The organism is Pseudomonas sp. PWP3-1b2, from assembly GCF_049896045.1.
Taxonomy (GTDB): Bacteria; Pseudomonadota; Gammaproteobacteria; order Pseudomonadales; family Pseudomonadaceae; genus Aquipseudomonas; species Aquipseudomonas antarctica_B.
The window spans coordinates 26384-48236 of the sequence record NZ_JAFCTN010000009.1 but is presented as its reverse complement, the minus strand read 5'-3'; the positions used below and the strand labels follow the sequence as shown (position 1 = coordinate 48236).

Here is a 21853-nt window from a genome sequence, read left to right as displayed (position 1 = left end):
TCATATTGAATGGGCGGGACTTTAAGGGTTTTCAGCGGCTCACGAAACTCAAGGCAAAAAAAACCCGACCTCGCTAGCGCGGCAGTCGGGTAGGAGCACTCAGGAGCAAAAAGTGCAAAGGGAGGTTCGATACGCGTACTTGAAGGGTTTGCGTGGGGCTAGATAAACATCGCGCGATTATCTGGCGATTAACGGATCACGCCACCTGTGCCAACAGCGCCTTGGCGTGGTTAATGCCCTTCTCCTGGAAGTCACCGCTCAAATTCACCCCTTCGGCGTGAATAAACGTCACGTCATGAATCCCGATAAACGCCATGACCTGACGCAGGTAGGGTTCCTGGTGATCGGAGGCGGCACCGGTGTGAATGCCACCGCGAGCGGTCAACACAATGGCGCGCTTGCCGGTCAGCAGACCTTGAGGGCCGGTGGCGGTGTATTTAAACGTCACACCTGCACGCAGCACGTGGTCCAGCCAGGCTTTAAGGGTGCTGGGAATGGCAAAGTTGTACATGGGCGCGGCCATCACCAGCACGTCAGCGGCGAGCAATTCGTCCGTCAATTCGTTGGAGCGATCCAGGGATGCCTGTTCGAGGGTGTTGCGCTGGTCAGCAGGTTTCATCCAGCCGCCCAGCAGATGGGCGTCCAGGTGCGGAACCGGGTTCAGTGCCACGTCGCGCACGGTGATCTGGTCCGCCGGGTGTGCAACCTGCCACTGACGAATGAACTGCTGGGTCAGTTGGCGCGAGATCGAATCCTGCTGGCGGGCGCTGCTTTCGATGATCAGAACGTTGGACATGGCTGTGTAGGCTCCATCGGTAAATGCTGTAAGGCGATGGAGAAAAGATTAAACAGCACCTATTCGATAAAAAAGCGCAAAAAACTGCTACAACCCATCTAGAAATTTGTTTATAAGCGGAGTATTGCTGTCGGCATGCTCCGCTGCTGCTTCATTTCGGGGCACACGCCAGTGCGATGCGCATCTTGATAATTGCACGGGTGAACTTGACCGTGGTGTTAGTGCTTTTACCGGCCGCAACCGTGACTTTACGGGTGCGCGGCGATTCCGGGCCGTTGGTGAAGGTGACTGAACACACCGCATCAACGGTGCCGTAGTTGTTGAGGCGTATCGAACTGATGTCGCCGTCCACGTCGGAGGCGGTGTAATCCACTTGCACGCCTTCGATCTTTTTAGTCACGTCGATGGGGTAGGCAAATGCGCTCATCGGCAGCAGCGCCAGCAACACACAACACAATTTTCTCATTCGGCAGTCTCCAATAAGGACTGTCAGCTTAGGACAAGAGGAGCTCATCTTGAAAGCGCCCCGCGTTACCCTTGATCAATGGCGCACCTTGCAGGCCGTGGTCGACCATGGCGGCTTCGCCCAGGCAGCTGAAGCGCTGCACCGTTCGCAGTCCTCGGTGAGTTACACCGTGGCGCGCATGCAAGACCAGCTCGGCGTGCCGCTGCTGCGCATCGACGGGCGTAAAGCCGTGCTCACCGACGCCGGCGAAGTGCTGTTGCGCCGCTCCCGCCAACTGGTGAAAAACGCCAGCCAACTGGAAGACCTTGCCCACCATATGGAACAGGGCTGGGAGGCCGAAGTGCGGCTGGTGGTGGATGCCGCCTACCCTAACGCGCGGCTGGTGCGTGCCCTCACCGCGTTCATGCCACAAAGCCGGGGTTGCCGTGTGCGCCTGCGCGAAGAAGTGTTGTCGGGGGTCGAAGAGTTATTGATCGATGGCATGGCTGACCTGGCTATCAGCAGTTTCATCATTCCAGGTTATCTGGGCACGGAAATGAGCGATGTGGAATTTATCGCCGTGGCCCACCCCGACCATTCACTGCATCGCCTGCACCGCGAGCTGAGCTTCCAGGACCTGGAGAGCCAGATGCAGGTGGTAATCCGCGACTCCGGCCGCCAGCAGCCACGGGATGTAGGCTGGCTCGGCGCAGAGCAACGCTGGACGGTCGGCAGCCTGCCCACCGCCGCCACTTTCGTCAGCAGCGGTTTGGGCTTTGCCTGGTTGCCCCGGCACTTGATCGAGCGCGAACTCAACGAAGGCCTGCTCAAGCAGCTACCCTTGGAAAAAGGCGGCAGCCGCAACCCGACGTTCCACCTGTACTCGAACAAAGACAAACCCTTGGGCCCGGCCACGCAGATTCTTATCGATCTGTTGCGCACCTTTGACACCGCTCCCCTGGACGCGCCTTTCGCCGCCCCCGAGCAAGCCTGAAACGGAGTTCACCCATGGCCTGGTTCGACCATGAAGGCTGCAGCCTGCACTACGAGGAATATGGCCACGGTGCCCCGCTGATCCTGATCCACGGTCTGGGCTCCAGCAGCCAGGATTGGGAGCTGCAGATTCCGGTGCTGGCCCGGCATTACCGTCTGATAGTGGTGGATGTGCGTGGCCACGGGCGCTCCGACAAACCCCGCGAGCGCTACAGCATTCAGGGTTTTACTGTCGATTTGATCGCGCTGATCGAACACCTGAACCTGCCGCCGGCCCATGTCGTCGGCTTGTCCATGGGTGGCATGATCGCCTTTCAGTTGGCCGTGGACCAACCGGCGCTGCTGAAAAGCCTGTGCATCGTCAACAGTGCGCCCGAGGTCAAGGTGCGCAGCGCCGATGATTACTGGCAGTGGGCCAAACGCTGGAGCCTGGCGCGGTTACTCAGCCTGCCCACCATTGGCAAGGCGCTGGGCGACCGGCTCTTCCCCAAGCCGCATCAGGCCGACCTGCGCCGTAAAATGGCCGAGCGCTGGGCAAAAAACGACAAACGTGCTTATCTCGCCAGCTTCGACGCAATTGTGGGCTGGGGCGTGCAGGAACAACTTTCCAGAATTACCTGTCCTACGCTGGTCATCAGCGCCGACCACGACTACACCCCCGTGGCGCAAAAACAAAACTATGTAAAACTGCTGCCCGATGCGCGGCTGGTGGTGATCGAGGATTCCCGCCATGCCACGCCCTTGGATCAACCCGACGTCTTTAACGCGACTCTTCTCGACTTTCTGAAGACAGTCGAAACCACTACCCAGGATCACTGACCCATGTTGAAAAAAATCGCCTTCTTTGCAGGTTCCGTTTTGTTTGCTGCCAACCTGATGGCGGCGCAGCCTGCCAAGGCCCCGCACGTACTGATCAGCACCACCAATGGCGACATTGAAATCGAACTGGACCCGGTCAAGGCACCGATCAGTACCAAGAATTTCCTGGCCTATGTCGACAAGGGCTTCTACACCAACACGATTTTCCACCGCGTGATCCCGGGCTTCATGGTCCAGGGCGGCGGGTTCACCGCGCAGATGTCGCAGAAGCCGACTGAAGCACCGATCAAGAACGAAGCCAGCAACGGCCTGCATAACGTGCGTGGCACCCTGTCCATGGCGCGCACCAATGACCCGAACTCGGCCACCAGCCAGTTCTTCATCAACGTAGCCGACAATGCTTTCCTCGACCCGGGTCGCGACGCCGGTTATGCCGTGTTCGCCAAAGTCGTCAAAGGCATGGACGTGGTCGACATCATCGTCAACTCCCAGACCACCACCAAGCAGGGCATGCAGAACGTGCCTATCGATCCTGTCCTGATCAAGTCGGCCAAGCGCATCGACTGAGGTCAACAGGCGGTTTCGCGCGGGACTCACGAGGCACCGCGCGCATTTGAACAGGAGAGCCCGCGCGGCGGGCGTCAACCCTAATGCTCTATCGTCGTTTTGAACAACTGATTGATATTTTCCGCGACGCTCCCAGCGACGCGCCTCCCGACAAAGTCCTGCCCTTCTACCTCTACTTCCTGCGCCAGGTGTGGCCCAGTTTTGCCGCCTTGCTGGTGGTCGGGCTGATCGGTGCGCTGATCGAAGTGGCGCTGTTCAGCTACCTGAGCCGCATCATTGACCTGGCCCAAGGCACGCCGCCTGCCAACTTTTTCCAGATTCACAGCGCCGAGCTGATCTGGATGGCCGTGGTCGCCCTGCTGCTGCGCCCGATCTTCAACGGCCTGCATGACTTGCTGGTGCACCAGACGATCAACCCCGGCATGACCAGCCTGATCCGCTGGCAGAACCACAGCTACGTGCTCAAGCAGAGCCTGAATTTCTTCCAGAACGATTTCGCCGGGCGCATCGCCCAGCGCATCATGCAAACCGGCAACTCCCTGCGCGACTCGGCGGTGGCCACGGCGGAAGCCATCTGGCATGTGTCGATCTACGCCATCAGCGCCCTGGTGCTGTTTGCCGAGGCCGACTGGCGGCTGATGATCCCGCTGATCACATGGATTATTTTCTACAGCCTGGCCCTGCGTTATTTCGTGCCACGGGTTAAGGAACGCTCGGTAATTTCCTCCGAAGCGCGCTCCAAGTTGATGGGCCGCATTGTCGACGGTTACACCAACATCACCACCTTGAAGCTGTTCGCCCATACGCAGAGTGAGCAGGAATACGCCAAGGAAGCGATCATCGAGCAAACCGAGAAGAGCCAACTGGCCGCGCGCGTGCTGACCAGCATGGACGTCGCCATCGCCATCCTCAACGGCCTGCTGATTGTCACCACCACCGGCTTGGCCCTGTGGCTGTGGACGCACTCGCTGATTTCCGTGGGGGCGATTGCCCTGGCCACGGGCTTGGTGATTCGTATCGTCAACATGTCCGGCTGGATCATGTGGGTGGTCAACGGCATCTTCGAAAACATCGGCATGGTCCAGGACGGCCTCAAAACCATCGCCATGCCACTGGCAGTGACCGACCGCGAAAACGCGCCACGCCTGACAGTGCCCCACGGTGAAGTGCGCTTTGAACAGGTGGATTTTCACTACGGCAAAAAAAGCGGGATCATTGGTGGCCTGAACCTTGAGATCAAGGCCGGCGAGAAAATCGGCCTGATCGGCCCGTCCGGCGCGGGCAAGTCGACGCTGGTCAACCTGCTGCTGCGCCTGTATGACCTGCAAGGCGGGCGCATTCTGATCGACGGCCAGAACATCGCTGAAGTCGCCCAGGAGTCTCTGCGCGAACAGATCGGCATGATCACCCAGGACACCTCGCTGCTCCACCGCTCGATCCGCGACAACTTGCTGTACGGCAAACCTGGCGCCACCGAAGAAGAACTGGTGGCCGCTATCCACAAGGCCCGCGCCGATGAGTTCATCCCGTTGCTGTCGGACGCCGAGGAACGCACCGGGCTGGATGCGCATGTGGGGGAGCGCGGGGTGAAGCTCTCCGGCGGGCAACGTCAGCGCATCGCCATTGCGCGGGTACTACTCAAGGACGCGCCGATCCTGATCATGGACGAAGCGACCTCGGCACTCGACTCGGAAGTGGAAGCGGCGATCCAGGAAAGCCTGGAAACCCTGATGCAGGGTAAAACCGTAATTGCGATTGCGCACCGACTGTCAACCATTGCGCGAATGGACCGCCTGGTGGTGCTGGAGAAAGGCCAGATTGCCGAGGTTGGCAGCCACGCCGAACTACTCGCCCATGGCGGCTTGTACGCCAGGTTGTGGCAGCACCAGACCGGTGGGTTCGTCGGGATCGACTGAACATACACCGGTCAAACATGTGGAAGCTGGCTTCCAGCAGGCTCAGCGCTCGACTTCGCCTCTTATCATTAGAGGCGCCATTCAGCCTTGATGAGCCTGCATGTACTGACGCAGCAACTGATTTATACGCGTCTGGTAGCCAGTACCCTGCCCCTTGAACCACTCCAGAACGTCGGCATCCAGCCGTATCGTAACCGCCTGTTTAACCGGGACCCGTAACTCGGCACGCCGGAAAAAGTCGGCATCCAGCTCTGGAATATCGCTGGTATCTATTTCTTCGTCATTCATCTTGGCCAGGCGCTCCCAATCAGTTTTCGATGTTTGCGTCATAGTATTTGGCCTCCTTCCTGGTTGCTTTGCGGGCGGAGATGATGCGGATCACATCGCCATACCGTTCGGTGTATACGACCACACCCATTAACAATTTGATCCAGCCAATACCGATCCAACGCTCCTCGCCATAATCTGCGCGATCATCGCGTAAGGCCAGCATTGGATGTCGAAAGATGTCCGGAACGTCGTTGAAATCGATGCCGTGCTTAGCAATATTGGCGCTGTTTTTGGATTCATCCCAATGAAAAAGCATGGCACATCCTGTATGTACTTTTGTACATACAGGATAGCGGTTTGAATGTTTTGTGAGACCGTTGTCAGACCGATGGTTCACCCCTGTCGATAAGGCAGCGCTGCCCTCGCCTCTTCGGCATACGCCACAATCCCCACACGCTCACGCTCCAGAAAATCCTCTACGGCACTCTTCAAACCCGGATGGCGCAGGTAGTGCCATGACCGGGTGATCACCGGCTCAAACCCGCGAATCAGCTTGTGTTCACCCTGGGCGCCAGCGTCGAAGCGTTGCACCCCTTGGGCGATGGCGTAGTCCATGCCTTGGTAAAAGCAGGTTTCAAAATGCAGACGGTCGAATTCTCCCAGACAACCCCAGTAACGGCCGTAGAGGCTGTCGCCCCCAATCAGGCTGAAGGCCATGGCCACCGGGCGTGAACCCTGCTTGGCCAGCACCACGCGGATGGCTTGAGGCATGCGATCGGCGAGCAGGCTGAAAAACTCACGGGTCAGGTAGGGCGATTGGCGGCGCACCGCGTAGGTGTTGGCGTAGCAGGCGTAGACAAAATCCCATTGGGCTTCGCTCAGTTCGTGACCCTGCAGCCATTCGAAGTCGATGCCCTGCCCGGCCACTTGCTCGCGTTCTTTGCGCATCTGTTTGCGCTTGCGTGAACTCAGGGCGTCGAGAAAGTCCTGGAAGTCGCGGTAGCCACGGTTTTGCCAATGAAACTGGCAGCCCAGGCGCTGCAACCAGCCCGCTTGCCCGGCTAGTGCCTCGTCGGCCAAAGGGTCGGTGAAATTGATGTGCGCGCTGGAGAGCCCTTCGATTTCCAGGTAGCCCGGCAACGCGTTCAGCAGTTCGACACCGTCCTGCGCAGTTGCTGCCAGCACACGCGGGCCGCTGACCGGGCTGAACGGCACGGCCGTCAGCAGCTTGGGGTAGTAATCGATGCCCGCGCGGTCGCAGGCATCCGCCCACCCGTGATCGAACACGTACTCGCCATAGGAATGCCATTTGCGATAGCTCGGCAGTGCAGCCAGTAGCCGATCGCCCTCCCAGTGCAGCAAATGCTCAGGCTGCCAGCCCGAGTGCGGGCCCACGCTGGCGCTGTCTTCCAGGGCACTGAGGAACCCATGTTTCACGAAGGGCTGGGCCTGTGGCACCAGAGCGTCCCACACCTCAGGGGCTATTTCGGACAGGCTGTTCAAGCGTTGCAACGGCATCGGCATCCTCACTACGTCGGGGCGTGAAAGCTTGGCGAGTATCGCTTATCGCTGGATTTGGCACACCTGCAAATAGGTCGGCAAAACCCAGGCCAATGTTTCATTCATAAATAATTTGTCATCTAGATGACATCACTTCGCCACTGCACCGTAATAAACGATCGTGATACTGACGCCTGTTTTTAGAGCGCCTGGTTATAGCCGGCCTTTCTATTTCCGTCCTTCACCGGTCGGTTGTGTCCTGGATGGTTTGCCATCCCTCCTCACTTTCGGAGATTGATATGCGTCTTGCTTCCACTAAAACTGCGGCGGCCCTGTGTGGCGGCCTGATGCTGGCCCTTAGCGTTCCAGCCAGCGCCGCAGTCGACGCCAAGTTGCTCGACATGCTCAAGGCCAACGGCCAGATCACCAATGCGCAGTACACTGAACTGCAAATGGAATTGGCCCGGGACCAGAAAGAACAGCAGATCGCACGGCAGGCTCAACAAGAAAGCAACGAGCAGATCGCGGCCACCGCGAAAAAGACCAACGACCTGAGCGTGTTCGATCAGAAACTGGCCTGGGCCGCCAAGACCCAGTTCAAGGGTGACGTACGGTTCCGTCAGGAAACCATCAAGATCGACGGCGAGCCCAACAACGGCGGGCGTGACAAGGACCGTCAACGTATCCGTGCACGTCTGGGCGCCTACACCGAAATCAACTCGCAAGTGGACACCGGCATCCGTATCGCCACCGGCGGCGGCGACGATGCTCGCTCGACCAACCAGGACCTGGATAACTACTTCGACAAGAAGTCGATCTGGCTGGACCTCGGCTATATCGACTACCACCCGACCCAGATCAAAAACCTGCACGTGATTGGCGGCAAGATGCTCCAGCCATGGGTCAACATGGGCGACGTGATCTGGGATGGCGACATCAACCCAGAAGGTCTGGCATTGACTTACAAGTACCCATTGGGCAGCAGCGCCGAGTTGTTCGGCAGCCTGGGTAACTACAACCTCAAGGACAACGTGGATGGCGACGGCGTGCAATTCCGTCACGACCTGCGCATGACCGCTGGCCAGTTGGGTACGCGTTTCTCCGTCACCGACAACCTGAAAATGACCCTGGGCGGCAGCGTCTACGCTTACAAAAACGACGAAGACAGCCGCTGCACCACCACCACGACGCCTTGCGCATTGGCGGTCAACGGTAACTCGGCCAACGGCGAATTCCGACTCTATGAAGGCTTTGCTCAAGCCGACATCGGCGGCCTGGCTGTGCCTCTGGCGTTCTACGGCCAGTACGTGAAAAACAATGACGCCGTGACCGATCAGGACACCGCATGGTTGGTCGGTGCCAAGTCCAAGGTGTTCGGTTTCAACCTGGACTACAACTACCGCGACACGCAACGTGATGCAGTGGTCGGCGCGTTCACCGATTCGGACTTCGCCAACGGCACCACCGGCTCGCGCGGTCACAAGATGAAGGTCAGCTACGACATCGACAAGAACTTCGCCCTCGGCGCCACGTATTTCCTGACCAAGGCTGACTACGCCAGCCGCACTCAGCGTGATGCCAACACCAACACCCTGCAGTTGGATGCTGAAGCCAAGTTCTAAAGATAAGTGTGAAAAGCCTTGGGCCAGGACGGCCCGAGGCGGTTGCAACAGCCTCTCGTGGGCAGGTCGATCCCCATCATCCGTTCGACTCACCCACGCGAGCCTGTCTTCTGCCCCGCCTTTACAGATCTTTCAGCCGTTCGGCCGCAAGCCGTTCAGCCAATGCATCGGCATCCTTTACCGGCTCCTCCGGCATGATCTTCAGTGTCGCCTGCATCAGGCGCATCTGACGGATAAAACGCCGGCAGTTAGGGCAGAACATCAAGTGATGACGCACCAGCAGACGCTCGCGAATGGTCAATTGCCCATCGAGGTAATCACTGGAGCGGGCCACTTGTTCTTTACAGGTCAACATTCGCCCGTTTCCTCAAAATGCTCCACCGTGGCGAAGACTTTAAGCCGTGCTCGATGCAACAGCACACGGACATTGGAGAGCGAGAGGGTCAGAAGATTACAGATCTCCTCCAATTCCAGGCCTTGGCGTTCACGCAGCACCAGCACGCTGCTTTGCAGCTCCGACAAACTCAGCAACGTGTGCTCCAGGCATTTGCGCAATTCATCCTCGGTCAGCAAGGCTTCCGGGGTGTCCTGGTGCCAGGCATACGGGGCTACGGCCCAGTGGCCATCGTCTGGCACGAAGCGGTCGTCACCAATGGTGCCGTGGGGCGAAGGCAAATCGTCGAGCAACACTTCCCGGCGATTTTTTTTGTAGCGGCCTTTGGCGGAGTTGGCGGTGATGGTCAGCAGCCAGGTCTTGAGGCTGGAACGCCCTTCGAACCTGGCCAGGTTGCGCACTACCGACAGCCAGGCATCCTGCACCACTTCGTCGGCATGGCGTTGGCCAACAATCGCATAGGCCACCGCACGCATGGCGCTCTGGTAGGTGGTGACCAATTCCTTATAGGCCCGCTGCTCGCCCTTGAGCAATCGTTCAAGCAGGTGCGTGTCGTCCGCTGCTGCCATCGTTTACCTCAACCCTGCTATGGAAATCCGATACCTGAAGGCGCTGGCTTGCCTGCGATAGCGGCGGTGAATTCACCCTCGTCACAGCAGGCAAGCCAGCTCCCACATAACCGCATTCTGGCTGTCTATCAGCGTTTACGCAGGATCACGCTGCCGATCGAATAACCGGCGCCAAACGAACTCAGCACTGCGACGGCGCCTTTCGGCAAATCGTCCTGATAGGTGTGGAACGCAATCACCGAACCGGCTGAGCTGGTATTGGCGTAGGTATCGAGAATCACCGGCGCCTCTTCGATCGAAGCCTCGCGGCCCAGCAGTTTTTTCACGATCAGGTGGTTCATGCTCAGGTTAGCCTGATGCAGCCAGAAGCGCTTCACATCGCCGACGTTCAGCTGGTTTTCCTGCAAATGCACACCGATCAGCTCAGCGACCATCGGGCAGACGTCACGGAATACCTTGCGGCCTTCCTGCACAAACAGCTTGTCGGGAGCGCCAACGCCTTCTTCCGCGGTGCGGTTGAGGAAGCCAAAGTTGTTGCGGATGTTATTCGAAAACTTGGTCAGCAGCTTGGTGCTCACCACGTCGAATTGGTGCTCGGAAGTGGCCAAGTCAGCACGTTCCAGGACCACTGCAGTGGCCGCATCGCCAAAAATGAAGTGGCTGTCGCGGTCACGGAAATTCAAGTGGCCGGTGCAGACTTCCGGGTTGACCATCAGGATCGCCCGGGCCTGACCCAGCTGGATGCTGTTGGCGGCGTTCTGAATGCCGAACGTTGCCGAGGAACACGCCACGTTCATGTCGAAACCGAAGCCTTCGATGCCCAGGGCTTCCTGCACTTCAATGGCGATAGCCGGGTAAGCGCGCTGCAGGTTGGAGCAGGCGACGATCACGCCATCGATATCGGCAGCGGTCTTGCCGGCGCGCTGCAAGGCCTGTTCGGCAGCGCCGATCGCCATCTGGCAGAGCACTGACCATTCGTCATTGCTGCGCTCGGGCAGGCGCGGCGCCATGCGTTGCGGGTCGAGGATGCCGTCTTTGTCCATCACAAAGCGGCTCTTGATGCCCGACGCTTTCTCGATAAACGCTGCGCTGGATTCAGTCAGCGCCTGCACCTCACCGCGCTCGATGGCGGCGGCGTTGCTGTCGTTGAACTGTTGCACGTAAGCATTGAAAGACTGCACCAGCTCTTCATTGGAGATGCTGTTGGCCGGTGTGTACAGGCCAGTGCCGCTGATGACGACGTTATGCACGGTCGTTCCTCTAAATCTGTCAGGCAGAAGATATTGGTACCGTCGTACCAAATATTAAGTCGTCCGATGCCATCCAGCGGGCATCAAACTGGCAACGCTTTATTCCATCGCGCCATGGCTGCAACAGCGCTTCACGACGATCCCGGCATTTATAACCGCGAAGTTTGCCACAACCTCGGGGATTTGGCGCTATTTCCAGGGTGAGCTCCGCTCCCACATTTTGACCTGCTTCGCCCTGGAGAACGAGAACCGACTCAGGCTTCGACCAAACTCCATTGCTTGCTCAAACGCTTGTCGGAAATCGGTACCTTGGTCCCCAACTGCTGAGCGAACAGCGACACGCGGTACTCCTCAAGCCACCAGCGGTAGAGCTCCAACTGCGGGTCGCGTTTGCCTTCCTGGGCGTGTTTTTTCAGGCGGTTTTCGTACTGAACCCACAAACCGGCCAACTCACCGCTCCACACGCGGTCTTTTTGCACCTGGCTCGGCAGTTTTTCCAGCCTCAGTTCAATGGCCTTGAGGAAACGCGGCAGCTCCTTGAACCACTGAGACGGGGTTTCCCGTACGAAACCCGGATACACCAGGTTGCTCAGTTGCTGCTTGATGTCGTTCAACGCAACCGCCTGGGCCAGGTCGATCTTGCCTTTGAAGCGCTTTTGCAGGCCGTGCCAGAGCTTCAGCACTTCAAGGGTCAGCCGCGCCAGGCGTTCAGCGTGCTCGGTCCAGCCGCCCCGCTTGCGCTCGGCCAACGCCGCCAGCCCGGCACCGTCGCGTGGCAGGCTGGCTTCGCCTTCAAGTACGCAGGTGTCGAGGCTGGCCAGCAGGATGTCTTCCACCAGCGCATCGATACGCCCCAACTCGCGGTACATCAGGCCCAGTTCGGTCAGCCCCGGCAGTTTGCCACGCAGGAATTTTGCCGGTTCCGCCAGTTGTTGCAGCAGCAAACGCTGCAACGCGCGGCGATGCTGGAACTCGGCTTCGGCGGCAGTCGAAAAACGTCCTTCCTTGACCGTGCCGTTTTCTTCAACCAGCGCCGGGTAGACCGTCATCGACAGCCCGGCGATCTTTTGCTGGGTCTTCTCGGCCACCGCCGCAAACACCTTGGCTTCCACCGGCTGCTGGCTTTTCGCGGTCTGCGGCACGGCCAACGCGGCTTGACTGGCCTCGGCAAAGCGCGCGGTCAGCTCGGCGAGGTCGCGGCCTTCGCCGAGGAACTTGCCCTGGCCGTCGACCACTTCCAGGTTCATCTTCAGGTGGTTTTCCACCTGCTGCGCCGCTTCGGCCCACGCTTCCTCACTGACCCGCGCGCCGGTGATGCGCAGCAATTCGCGCCCCAGTGCCTGGGGCAGCGAGCCCTGGCCGAACTCAATGCGTTGCAGCGCGGCCTTGACGAAGTCCGGCACCGGTACAAAGTTTTTGCGCAGCGCTTTCGGCAAATTGCGCACCAGCGCGATGCACTTGGCTTCGATCACCCCAGGCACCAGCCACTCCAGACGTTCCGGCGGCAAAGCCGGCAACAGCGGCGCCGGCACGCGCAGGGTCACACCGTCGCGCGGGTGGTTGGGTTCGAAGTGGTAACTCAGCGCCAACTCCAGATCACCCAGGTGCAGAGTGTCGGGGTAATGCAAGGCGGTGACTTCACTGGCCTCGCGAGCCAGCACGTCTTCTTCGCGCATGATCAGCAGTTGCGGGTCTTTCTGACTGTTGACCTTGTACCAGCTGTCGAACGTGGCGGTTTGATGGATCTCCGCCGGCAAGCGCGCGTCGTAGAAGGCGTACAGCGTCTCCTCATCCGCCAGAATGTCGCGGCGGCGCGCCTTGGCCTCAAGCTCATCAAGCTGCTCCAGCAATTGCTGATTGGCCGTCAGGCACTTGGCCCGCGACTGAATCTCGCCACGCACCAACCCCTCACGGATGAACAGCTCGCGTGACACCACCGGGTCAATCGGCCCGTAATGCACGGGGCGGCGTCCGACCACAATCAGCCCGAACAGGGTGATCTGCTCAAACGCCACCACTTGGCCACGCTTCTTCTCCCAGTGCGGCTCAAAGTGGTTTTTCTTGATCAGGTGCCCGGCCAGCGGCTCGATCCAGTCGGCGTCGATTTTCGCCACCATGCGCGCGTACAGCTTGGTGGTTTCCACCAGCTCGGCCGTCATCAGCCATTGCGGGCGCTTTTTGCCGATGCCCGACGACGGGTGAATCCAGAAGCGTCGCTGACGCGCGCCAAGATAATCGCCGTCTTCGGTTTTTTGGCCAATCTGGCTCAACAGGCCTGACAGCACCGCCTTGTGCAGTTTCGGGAAGTCCGCTGGCTCTTTGTTGATCGTCAGCTGCATGTCGCGGCAGATCAGGCTGAGCTGGCGGTGGGAGTCGCGCCATTCACGCAGGCGCAGGTAATTCAGGAAGTTCTTGCGGCACCAGTTACGCAACGGGCTGGCGGTCAACGCCTGGCGCTGCTCTTCAAAGCCGCGCCACAAATTCACCAGGCCGGCAAAGTCCGAGTCTGGGTCTTTCCACTGCGCGTGCGCCTGATCGGCGGCTTGCTGACGCTCCGGCGGGCGCTCGCGCGGGTCCTGGATCGACATGGCGCTTGCCACGATCAGCACCTCCTGCAAGCTGCCGAGTTTGGCAGCCTCCAGCAGCATGCGGCCCATGCGCGGGTCCACCGGCAGGCGCGCCAATTGGCGGCCCAGCGGCGTGAGCTGGCTGTTGCGGTCGACCGCCGAAAGCTCTTGCAGCAGGTTGAAACCGTCGCTGATGGCCTTGCCATCCGGCGGCTCGATAAACGGGAAGTCGGTGATCTCGCCGAGGCGCAGGTGCAACATCTGCAGGATTACAGCGGCAAGGTTGGTGCGCAAAATTTCCGGGTCGGTGAATTCCGGGCGCCCGATAAAATCTTCTTCGCTGAACAGCCGAATGCAAATACCCGGCTCAACCCGACCGCATCGGCCTTTACGCTGGTTGGCACTGGCTTGGGAAATTGCCTCGATCGGCAGGCGCTGGACCTTGGCGCGGTAGCTGTAGCGGCTGATGCGCGCGGTGCCGCTGTCGATCACATAACGGATGCCCGGCACGGTCAGCGAGGTTTCGGCGACGTTGGTTGCCAGCACCACACGACGGCCCGGGTGCGACTGGAAAATCCGCTGCTGCTCAGCCGGCGACAGGCGCGCATACAGCGGCAGAATTTCGGTGTGTTTGAGCTGAGCCTTGCGCAGCATTTCAGCGGCGTCGCGAATCTCGCGCTCACCCGGCAGAAACACCAGCACATCGCCGGGGCTGCGGCGTTCGCTGCGTTCGTAGGCCGCGATCTCATCGAGGGTAGCGAGGATTGCCTGGTCGAGGGTCAAGTCGTCCTCGACGCGGTTGCCCTCCTCGTCCTGCTTTAGCGTCAGCGGGCGATACCAGGTGTCCACCGGGAAAGTGCGACCCGAGACCTCGACGATAGGCGCGTCGTCGAAGTGCCTGGAAAAGCGCTCAAGATCGATGGTCGCCGAGGTGATGATGACTTTCAGGTCGGGGCGACGCGGCAGCAGGGTTTTCAGGTAGCCCAGCAGGAAGTCGATGTTCAGGCTGCGCTCGTGGGCTTCGTCGACGATGATCGTGTCGTAGCGTTCGAGGTAGCGGTCGTTCTGGGTTTCCGCCAGCAGAATGCCGTCGGTCATCAGCTTGATCAGGGTGTTCGAGTCGCTTTGGTCTTCAAAGCGCACCTGATAGCCGACCAGCGCGCCCAACGGCGTGGCCAGCTCTTCGGCAACCCGGCTGGCGACACTGCGAGCGGCGATTCGGCGTGGCTGGGTGTGGCCGATCAGGCCGTACTGGCCGCGACCGATTTCCAGGCAGATCTTCGGCAACTGCGTGGTTTTACCCGAACCGGTCTCACCGGCAATGATCAGCACTTGATGCTTGTTCAGCGCGGCCTTGATTTCATCGCGCTTGGCGGCGATCGGCAGGCTGTCGTCGTAGCGAATCACCGGCAGGCTGGCGCGCCGCGCGGTCACTTGGGCGCAGGACGCCTGCATGCGCGTGACCCACTGCGCCAGCTTCTCCTCGTCGGGCTTCTTGCGCAGCTCAAGCAACTGGCGCCGCAAGCGATTGCGGTCGGCGAGCATGGCGTGATCGAGGTTTTTCAGCAGTTGGTCAATCGTGGGCGCTTGGTCAGTCATCAGGTACTTTGACGGTCATCTAATAGGCACGGCCGCCAAGTGTGGCAGAAAAGCGCCTTATCTGGCAGACAGCTATGTAAATGTGGGAGCGGGCTTGCCCGCGATTGCGGTCTGTCAGCAACACCTGTTCCGGCTGATACACCGCGATCGCAGGCAAGCCAGCTCCCACAGGAGATCAGTGTTTTATAGAGGTTCTTTGCGCCTGTACGGAAACACGTCGATGACCTTGCCCGCGCGAATCGCCTCTTGCAGGCTTTTCCAGTAGTCGGCGTTGTACAACTCACCGTGCAACTCGTCGAACAGCCTGCGCTGGGCGGCGTCGGCAAACAGGAACGGTGGGAATTCTTCGGGGAACACGTCCAGTGGGCCGATGGAGTACCAGGGTTCGCAAGCCATTTCGTCCTCCGGCGTACGGGGCGCGGGGATGTGGCGGAAGTTGGCCTCGGTGAGAAAGCAGATTTCGTCGTAATCGTAGAACACCACGCGGCCGTGACGGGTGACGCCAAAGTTTTTTAACAGCATGTCGCCGGGGAAGATGTTCGCCGCCGCCAGTTGCTTGATTGCCAGGCCGTAGTCCTCAAGCGCCTCACGCACCTGGGCGTCGTTGGCGTTTTCCAGGTAGAGGTTGAGCGGGGTCATGCGCCGCTCGGTCCAGCAGTGGCGAATCAACACGGTGTCGCCTTCGACTTCGACAGTACCGGCGGCAACCTCAAGCAGTTCGGCCAGGCACTCGGGTTCGAATTTGCTCAGGGGAAAGCGGAAATCGGCAAATTCCTGGGTATCGGCCATGCGCCCTACCCGGTCGACGCTTTTCACCAAACGATACTTCTCGATCACCGTGGCGCGGTTGACGTTTTTCGACGGCGAAAAACGGTCCTTGATGATCTTGAACACGGTGTTGAAGCCCGGCAAGGTGAACACGCTCATGACCATGCCGCGCACGCCGGGAGCCATGATGAATTGATCATCGGTGCCTGCCAGGTGGTCGATCAGCGCGCGGTAGAACTCCGACTTGCCGTGCTTGTAGAAACCGATGGAGGTGTACAGCTCGGCAATGTGTTTGCCGGGCAGGATGCGCTTGAGAAAGCCGATAAATTCCGCCGGCACCGGCACGTCGACCATGAAGTAGGAACGGGTGAACGAGAAGATGATCGACACGTCGGCTTCGTCGGTGATCAGCGCGTCAATCTGGATGCCGCGCCCTTCCTGGTGCAGCAGCGGAATCGCCAGCGGCCATTGCTCGTCGCGGGTGTAGAGGCGTCCTACGAGGTAGGCGCCTTTATTGCGGTAGAGCACCGAGGAGAACAGCTCGATGTTGAGGTCCGGGTCTTTGCATACCCAATCGGGCAGGTTCTCGCGCAACTGTGCTTCGAGGCGACGCAGGTCGGCGGGCAAATCGGCGTAGGGTTCGCTGAAACTGTAATCGGCGAAGATCTGCGCGAGCATCTCCGCAATCTTCCCGGCTGGCGTGTACAGGCGTGTTTGTGCAGCCCGCGCCCGGCGCAGGCTCGGCCGCGTGGTGTGGACGAACATGCAGGCGTCGCTGATCAAGTCATGGCTGAACAGGCCACAGAAGATCGAGTTGTACCAGGTCTCGGACAGCTCATCGTCAAAGCGCAGGTCGATCAGGCCGATGTAGGCGCTTTTGACCTCAGGCCACGCGTCGACTTCAAGCAACGTCGCCTGGTCAAAGCCTGCGCGCAATCGCGCCGTCACTTCACTGACTTTCTCCTCGTACAAATTGATGCGCGCCGCTGAAGCGATTTGCCCCTGCTGCCACTGCGCCTTCTCGAAACGTTCGCGGGCGCCATCGGTGATCTGGCGAAAATGCTCACGGTAATCGTCAAATCCATCGAGGATCATCCGGGCGATGGCAAGGGCGGATTGCGACATGCGGGAAACCTCGAACGGGCATCGGGAAGCCCTGAGCTTAGCCACTGAACGAGTGGCAGGTGAAAGAAGTTTGTCCAGGCCACGTTGTACAAGTTATTGGAATTCGTACATTTATTTTGCACTTCACAACCAGACCAAACGGTCAAAAAAAATCACTCACAAATGCCTCACGTTTCGCCTGCAAGCCTTTACCCCGCGTCTTTGCGCCTGATCCGGAAAAACTCGACGCCGTTCCAACCTTACACATTTATAAACGCTTTGAAACAGCGTAAGGGAAACCCCGATTACCACATCAATGGCACTTTGCTATACAGCGCGCCCTTTCCCACCCTAACAAGGTCAGAAGACCGATCCGGGAACAGGTTCTAATCGTCTAAGGAGCAATAAGATGTCATTGAGGAATATGAGGATCGGTCTGCGCGCCAGCCTGAGTTTTGGTGTGCTGGCAAGTATGCTGGTGATTGTCGGAATGTTCAGCCTGGGGCAAATGGCCAAGTTGCGCGAAAGTGCGCTGGTTATCGAAGATTCGTGGATGCCGAACATCGAGAGTATCCACGACGCTGCCGCGTACATCGCGGTTATCCGCCTGGAATCCCTGCGCCTGGTGACCACCGACGAGTCGCGCATACGCGACACCAGCAAAAGCCAGATCACCCGCCAGCGCGGCGAACTGCAAACGCTGTTTGAGCACCATGAAAACCTGTTGAGCGGCGACGAAGAGCGCGCCATGTTCGAGCAGCTCAAGGCCGACGTGAACACCTACGTCACCCTCGTCAGCCAGTTGGTCGTCTTGGTGGACAAGGGCCAGCAGCAAGACGCCATTGATCTGCTCACCCGCCGCATCGCGCCTCAAGGCGCGGTGCTCAACAAAAGCCTGGAGGCCCTGATCAGCTTCAACCAGAAAGGCGTGAAGGGCGCGGCAAACTCGGCGGCGCATATATATGCCAGCGCCCTATGGGTGGTCGGCCTGATTATCGGCTGCGCACTGGTTGCGACCTTGGTGCTGGCATGGTTACTCACCCGCAGCATCACCACGCCCATTGCCCAGGCGCTGGCCGTGGCACGCACCATTGCCGCCGGTGATTTGAGCCGACCCATTGTGGTGAGTGGCCGTGATGAGCCGGCGCAATTGCTGACCGCGCTGGCCGCGATGCAAGCGCAACTGCAAACCACCATAAGAGGCATCAGCGACTCGGCGCAGCAACTGGCCTCCGCCGCCGAAGAGATGAGTTCGGTGATGGAACAGAGCACACGCGGCCTGCAGGCGCAGAACGATGAGATCGAACAAGCCGCCACCGCCGTCAACGAGATGAGCGCGGCGGTGGATGAAGTGGCGGGCAATGCGGTGTCCAGCGCCGAAGCGTCCAAGGCCTCCGATGAAGACAGCAAGCACGGCCATTATCAGATCAGCGAAACCATCAGCTCGATCCAGAACCTGGTAGACGAAGTGCTCGGCGCGTCCAATAAAGCCGAAGGCCTGGCTTCGCAGGCCCAAGACATCAGCAAAGTGCTGGAAGTGATTCGCGGCATTGCCGGGCAAACCAATTTGCTGGCGCTGAACGCCGCCATCGAAGCCGCGCGCGCAGGCGAAGCCGGGCGCGGTTTTGCGGTGGTCGCTGACGAGGTGCGCTCGCTGGCGCAACGCACGCAGGATTCCACCGAAGAAATCGAACAGATGATCACCGGCATCCAGCAAGGCACCCAGGACACCGTCGGCGCGCTGAACAGCAGCGCCGAGCACGCTGGCCAGACCTTGCAGCGGGCCAACGGCGCGGGCAGTGCGCTGGAAAAGATCACCGCCGCCATCTCGCAAATCAGCCAGCGCAACCTGGTGATCGCCAGCGCCGCCGAGCAACAAGCGCTGGTGGCCCGTGAAGTGGACCGCAGCCTGGTGAACATTCGTGACCTGTCCACGCAAACCGCCGCCGGCGCTACCCAGACGTCGGCCGCCAGCCAGGAGCTGTCACGCCTGGCGGTGAACCTCAACGGCCTGGTAACCCGGTTTGTCCTGTAATTAGCGATTGTGTCGGGCAGGCCGCTGGGCAAGAATCGCCGCCTTGTTAACAGAGGCGCGCGCCGTGAGACCTGTCGATACGTTGTACTTGCTGGGGCTCGCTGCCATCTGGGGCGCGAGCTTCCTGTTCATGCGCATCATCGCGCCAGAAATCGGCACGGTGCCGACCGCGTTTTTCCGCGTGTCGATCGCCGCTGCCGGCTTGCTGGTGATCTTGACCGCGATGCGCGTGAAATGGGACTTCCAGGGCAAGTTCAAGACCGTCCTGCTGCTGGGCGTGATCAACTCCGGGATTCCGGCGACCCTGTACTCAGTAGCCGCCCAAGTGCTGCCCGCCGGCTATTCGGCAATCTTCAACGCCACTACGCCGCTGATGGGCGTGTTGATCGGCGGGCTGTTCTTCAGTGAGCGCCTCACGCCCTCAAAAATTGCCGGCGTGTGCCTGGGCCTGCTCGGCGTGGGCGTACTGTCCCGTGCCGGGCCGGTGGCGTTTGACAGGGAATTACTGACAGGCGCATTAGCCTGCCTGCTGGCCACCACGTGCTATGGCTTTGCCGGTTTCCTCGCACGGCGCTGGCTCGACCAGCGCGGCGGGCTGGACAGCCGCCTCTCGGCCCTGGGCAGCATGCTCGGCGCCACGCTGTTCCTGCTGCCGTTTTTTGCCTACAGCGCGATCAGCCACCCGCCGGCGAGCTGGGGCGGCTGGCACGTGTGGTTGTCATTGCTGGGGTTGGGGCTGGTGTGTACGGCGTTTGCCTACATCCTGTACTTCCGCCTGCTATCGTCCATCGGGCCGGTCAGGTCGATGACGGTGACCTTCATGATTCCGCCATTTGGCGTGCTGTGGGGCGCGTTGCTGCTGGATGAGCCGCTCTCAATGGCGCATCTGTATGGCGGCGTGTTGATCGGGGCGGCGTTGTGGCTGGTGTTACGCGCCGGGAAGCTGGCCAGATGACTGCGCGGGCAAAACCAAAGGCACGGTGCAGGCTATTTTGAAATGACGCGGAATAAACCATGAATAACGCTGCACATGGACGGGCGGTCAATACATTCGTTCTCTTGGCCTTGTCGGCTTTTTTCGTCATCGGCAATTTTCTTTGGCAAGGCCATGACAGCTTCAACCTGTGGGATGAAGGGTTCCTGTGGTACGGCGCCAGGCAGATAATTGCCGGCCAGGTACCCATTCGGGATTTCATGGCCTACGACCCTGGCCGCTACTACTGGTCGGCGGGGTACTTTGCTCTCGCAGGCGATACGGGAATCATGGCGTTGCGCGCCTCCGTCGCGGTGTTTCAGGTGGTGGGCATGTACGCGGGGCTGTGGACGCTTTCGATTGCGCTACGCGCAAGCGCGCTGAAAAAGTACGTTTTTTTGTTTCTTTCAGGCGTCGCGCTCATGGCGTGGATGTACCCGCGACACAAGATCTTTGATATGTCCATTTCAATGATCATCGTCGCAGGCCTGGCTTACCTGCTGCTCAACCCAAGCGTAAAACGCTACTTTCTGCTGGGCATCATCGTCGGCCTCGCGGCGGTGTTCGGCCGCAATCATGGGGTGTATGGCGCGCTCGCCAGTGTGACAGCCATAGGGTGGCTCGCCATCAAGGCGCCCGACACGGCCCCTGGCTTCAAAGGCATCCGGGCCTGGGTGGCGGGCGTTGTCGTGGGCTACCTGCCGGTCGTCGCTCTGTGCTTGCTGATACCCGGTTATTTTTCAGCCTTCATCGACACGATCGTGTTCATGCTGGAGCAAGGAAACACCAACCTGCCGCTGCCCATCCCGTGGCCCTGGACCGTTGGCTTTGGTACCGCCGGCATTGTCATCGAGACGCGATGGTTCCTTGTCGGGCTGTGCTTCATGGCATTGCTGGCATTCGGTATCGGCGCACTCGGCTGGGTGTTCAAACAACGGCTGCAGGGTAAAGCGGTGCGCCCTGAACTGGTAGCAGTGGCGTGCGCTACCCTGCCGTATGCGCACTTTGCCTTTGCGCGAGCAGACGTCGGCCACCTCGCCCAGGGTATTTACCCCATGCTGCTGGGCACCTTCATCCTGTTGGCGGCACTCCACTCGTGGGCGTGGAAATTGATACTGGCCGCACTCACGGCCTGTATCAGCCTGTTCATCCTGGCCGCGTGGCAGCCTGGCATACTCGCTCGCACTCAGGACGGCTGGCGGCAGGTTGAGGTTTGCGGCTCGACGCTTTCCATGGACGCCGGCACCGCCGATGCAGTGCAACTCTTGCGCGACCTGACAGACCGTTATGCCCCTGACGGCAGAACCGTGCTGGTACTGCCCTTCTGGCCGGGCGCCTATCCCTTGCTGGAACGCAAAGCGCCACTGTGGGAGATTTACGCACTGTCGCCTCGGTCCGATGACTTTCAGCGTGCAGAAATTGAACGGATAAAAAAAGCCGATCCAGGGTTTGTACTGGTCTTTAACATGGCGATGGACGGTCGAGAAGCGCTGAGGTTTTCCAATTCGCACCGTTTGATAGACGACTATATTCGCAGCCATTTTGAAGCCGTGCAGCCTACTCCCGAGCCGGCTTATCAAATTTATAAAGCGCTTCCAGAAGCGAAAAACAAACTGACCGGGGAAAAGGTTGTAGAGTGATCGAAAAGTAGCCAGTTGATTTGTAA

Annotated in this window: 18 protein-coding genes; 8 read left to right on the top strand and 10 right to left on the bottom strand. The window is 59.7% G+C overall.

Annotation, left to right across the window (positions count from 1 at the left end; genetic code table 11):
- Window positions 1-196: 196 nt before the first annotated feature.
- Together ACP7A2_RS08475 and ACP7A2_RS08470 are read right to left on the bottom strand one after the other, a co-directional pair.
- On the bottom strand, window positions 197-796 hold the full coding sequence (locus ACP7A2_RS08475; RefSeq protein ID WP_348061562.1) for an FMN-dependent NADH-azoreductase: 600 nt from the start codon (window positions 794-796) through the stop codon (window positions 197-199).
- 151 nt (window positions 797-947) lie between these two features.
- The gene (locus tag ACP7A2_RS08470) at window positions 948-1262 is read right to left on the bottom strand and encodes a 3-phosphoglycerate kinase (RefSeq protein ID WP_426133857.1); all 315 of its coding nucleotides are present in this window, start codon (window positions 1260-1262) and stop codon (window positions 948-950) included.
- Window positions 1263-1311: 49 nt separating this feature from the next.
- Here ACP7A2_RS08470 and ACP7A2_RS08465 point away from each other — a divergent pair, with 49 nt between their 5' ends.
- The 4 genes from ACP7A2_RS08465 to ACP7A2_RS08450 all read left to right on the top strand — a co-directional run bounded on the left by ACP7A2_RS08465 (window position 1312) and on the right by ACP7A2_RS08450 (window position 5536).
- A complete protein-coding gene (locus ACP7A2_RS08465) occupies window positions 1312-2235 on the top strand; it encodes a LysR family transcriptional regulator (protein ID WP_426133856.1) in 924 nt (307 codons plus the stop codon).
- A gap of 14 nt (window positions 2236-2249) precedes the next feature.
- A complete protein-coding gene (locus ACP7A2_RS08460; protein WP_426133855.1) occupies window positions 2250-3053 on the top strand; it encodes an alpha/beta fold hydrolase in 804 nt (267 codons plus the stop codon).
- A gap of 3 nt (window positions 3054-3056) precedes the next feature.
- A complete protein-coding gene (locus tag ACP7A2_RS08455) occupies window positions 3057-3620 on the top strand; it encodes a peptidylprolyl isomerase (RefSeq protein ID WP_348061434.1) in 564 nt (187 codons plus the stop codon).
- An 83-nt stretch (window positions 3621-3703) separates the two neighbouring features.
- Window positions 3704-5536 carry an ABC transporter ATP-binding protein gene (locus ACP7A2_RS08450; protein WP_426133854.1) on the top strand — a complete coding sequence of 611 codons (1833 nt, stop codon included), beginning with the start codon at window positions 3704-3706 and terminating at the stop codon, window positions 5534-5536.
- 81 nt (window positions 5537-5617) lie between these two features.
- On the opposite strand, the gene ACP7A2_RS08445 is transcribed toward ACP7A2_RS08450, so the two are convergent.
- From ACP7A2_RS08445 to ACP7A2_RS08435, 3 genes are all read right to left on the bottom strand, one after another.
- Complete coding sequence (locus ACP7A2_RS08445; RefSeq protein WP_122305217.1) at window positions 5618-5866, bottom strand: BrnA antitoxin family protein; 249 nt, start codon at window positions 5864-5866, stop codon at window positions 5618-5620.
- The gene (locus ACP7A2_RS08440) at window positions 5844-6122 is read right to left on the bottom strand and encodes a BrnT family toxin (RefSeq protein ID WP_426133853.1); all 279 of its coding nucleotides are present in this window, start codon (window positions 6120-6122) and stop codon (window positions 5844-5846) included. The genes ACP7A2_RS08445 and ACP7A2_RS08440 overlap by 23 nt, the downstream gene beginning before the upstream one ends.
- Before the next feature lie 77 nt (window positions 6123-6199).
- Entirely contained in the window at window positions 6200-7324 is a 1125-nt protein-coding gene (locus ACP7A2_RS08435; protein ID WP_426133852.1) for a GNAT family N-acetyltransferase, read from the bottom strand.
- Between the two features lie 281 nt (window positions 7325-7605).
- Here ACP7A2_RS08435 and ACP7A2_RS08430 point away from each other — a divergent pair, with 281 nt between their 5' ends.
- Window positions 7606-8928: a putative porin gene (locus tag ACP7A2_RS08430; protein ID WP_426133851.1), complete on the top strand. Its 1323-nt coding sequence runs from the start codon at window positions 7606-7608 to the stop codon at window positions 8926-8928.
- Window positions 8929-9049: 121 nt separating this feature from the next.
- Here ACP7A2_RS08430 and ACP7A2_RS08425 read toward each other — a convergent pair whose 3' ends face one another.
- From ACP7A2_RS08425 to aceK, 5 genes are all read right to left on the bottom strand, one after another.
- Window positions 9050-9283 carry an anti-sigma factor family protein gene (locus ACP7A2_RS08425; protein WP_426133850.1) on the bottom strand — a complete coding sequence of 78 codons (234 nt, stop codon included), beginning with the start codon at window positions 9281-9283 and terminating at the stop codon, window positions 9050-9052.
- A complete protein-coding gene (locus tag ACP7A2_RS08420; RefSeq protein WP_426133849.1) occupies window positions 9277-9891 on the bottom strand; it encodes an RNA polymerase sigma factor in 615 nt (204 codons plus the stop codon). The genes ACP7A2_RS08425 and ACP7A2_RS08420 overlap by 7 nt, the downstream gene beginning before the upstream one ends.
- Before the next feature lie 128 nt (window positions 9892-10019).
- Entirely contained in the window at window positions 10020-11141 is a 1122-nt protein-coding gene (locus ACP7A2_RS08415; RefSeq protein ID WP_348061422.1) for a beta-ketoacyl-ACP synthase III, read from the bottom strand.
- 254 nt (window positions 11142-11395) lie between these two features.
- Entirely contained in the window at window positions 11396-15307 is a 3912-nt protein-coding gene (gene hrpA / locus ACP7A2_RS08410) for an ATP-dependent RNA helicase HrpA (RefSeq protein WP_426133848.1), read from the bottom strand.
- Between the two features lie 183 nt (window positions 15308-15490).
- On the bottom strand, window positions 15491-17200 hold the full coding sequence (gene aceK / locus ACP7A2_RS08405; protein ID WP_426133847.1) for a bifunctional isocitrate dehydrogenase kinase/phosphatase: 1710 nt from the start codon (window positions 17198-17200) through the stop codon (window positions 15491-15493).
- Between the two features lie 388 nt (window positions 17201-17588).
- On the opposite strand from aceK, the gene ACP7A2_RS08400 reads away from it, so the two are divergent.
- The 3 genes from ACP7A2_RS08400 (at window position 17589) to ACP7A2_RS08390 (ending at window position 21827) form a co-directional block, all read left to right on the top strand.
- Complete coding sequence (locus ACP7A2_RS08400) at window positions 17589-19214, top strand: methyl-accepting chemotaxis protein (RefSeq protein WP_426133846.1); 1626 nt, start codon at window positions 17589-17591, stop codon at window positions 19212-19214.
- Between the two features lie 64 nt (window positions 19215-19278).
- Complete coding sequence (locus tag ACP7A2_RS08395) at window positions 19279-20169, top strand: DMT family transporter (protein ID WP_426133845.1); 891 nt, start codon at window positions 19279-19281, stop codon at window positions 20167-20169.
- Window positions 20170-20228: 59 nt separating this feature from the next.
- On the top strand, window positions 20229-21827 hold the full coding sequence (locus tag ACP7A2_RS08390) for a hypothetical protein (protein WP_426133844.1): 1599 nt from the start codon (window positions 20229-20231) through the stop codon (window positions 21825-21827).
- Window positions 21828-21853 lie beyond the last annotated feature (26 nt).

Excerpts from the sequence above, each read along its gene's own strand:
- ACP7A2_RS08475 (WP_348061562.1), bottom strand. The coding sequence starts at position 796 with ATGTCCAACGTTCTGATCATCGAAAGCAGCGCCCGCCAGCAGGATTCG.
- ACP7A2_RS08470 (WP_426133857.1), bottom strand. The coding sequence starts at position 1,262 with ATGAGAAAATTGTGTTGTGTGTTGCTGGCGCTGCTGCCGATGAGCGCA.
- ACP7A2_RS08460 (WP_426133855.1), top strand. The coding sequence starts at position 2,250 with ATGGCCTGGTTCGACCATGAAGGCTGCAGCCTGCACTACGAGGAATAT.
- ACP7A2_RS08455 (WP_348061434.1), top strand. The coding sequence starts at position 3,057 with ATGTTGAAAAAAATCGCCTTCTTTGCAGGTTCCGTTTTGTTTGCTGCC.
- ACP7A2_RS08450 (WP_426133854.1), top strand. The coding sequence starts at position 3,704 with ATGCTCTATCGTCGTTTTGAACAACTGATTGATATTTTCCGCGACGCT.
- ACP7A2_RS08445 (WP_122305217.1), bottom strand. The coding sequence starts at position 5,866 with ATGACGCAAACATCGAAAACTGATTGGGAGCGCCTGGCCAAGATGAAT.
- ACP7A2_RS08440 (WP_426133853.1), bottom strand. The coding sequence starts at position 6,122 with ATGCTTTTTCATTGGGATGAATCCAAAAACAGCGCCAATATTGCTAAG.
- ACP7A2_RS08435 (WP_426133852.1), bottom strand. The coding sequence starts at position 7,324 with ATGCCGTTGCAACGCTTGAACAGCCTGTCCGAAATAGCCCCTGAGGTG.
- ACP7A2_RS08430 (WP_426133851.1), top strand. The coding sequence starts at position 7,606 with ATGCGTCTTGCTTCCACTAAAACTGCGGCGGCCCTGTGTGGCGGCCTG.
- ACP7A2_RS08425 (WP_426133850.1), bottom strand. The coding sequence starts at position 9,283 with ATGTTGACCTGTAAAGAACAAGTGGCCCGCTCCAGTGATTACCTCGAT.
- ACP7A2_RS08420 (WP_426133849.1), bottom strand. The coding sequence starts at position 9,891 with ATGGCAGCAGCGGACGACACGCACCTGCTTGAACGATTGCTCAAGGGC.
- hrpA (WP_426133848.1), bottom strand. The coding sequence starts at position 15,307 with ATGACTGACCAAGCGCCCACGATTGACCAACTGCTGAAAAACCTCGAT.
- aceK (WP_426133847.1), bottom strand. The coding sequence starts at position 17,200 with ATGTCGCAATCCGCCCTTGCCATCGCCCGGATGATCCTCGATGGATTT.
- ACP7A2_RS08400 (WP_426133846.1), top strand. The coding sequence starts at position 17,589 with ATGTCATTGAGGAATATGAGGATCGGTCTGCGCGCCAGCCTGAGTTTT.
- ACP7A2_RS08390 (WP_426133844.1), top strand. The coding sequence starts at position 20,229 with ATGAATAACGCTGCACATGGACGGGCGGTCAATACATTCGTTCTCTTG.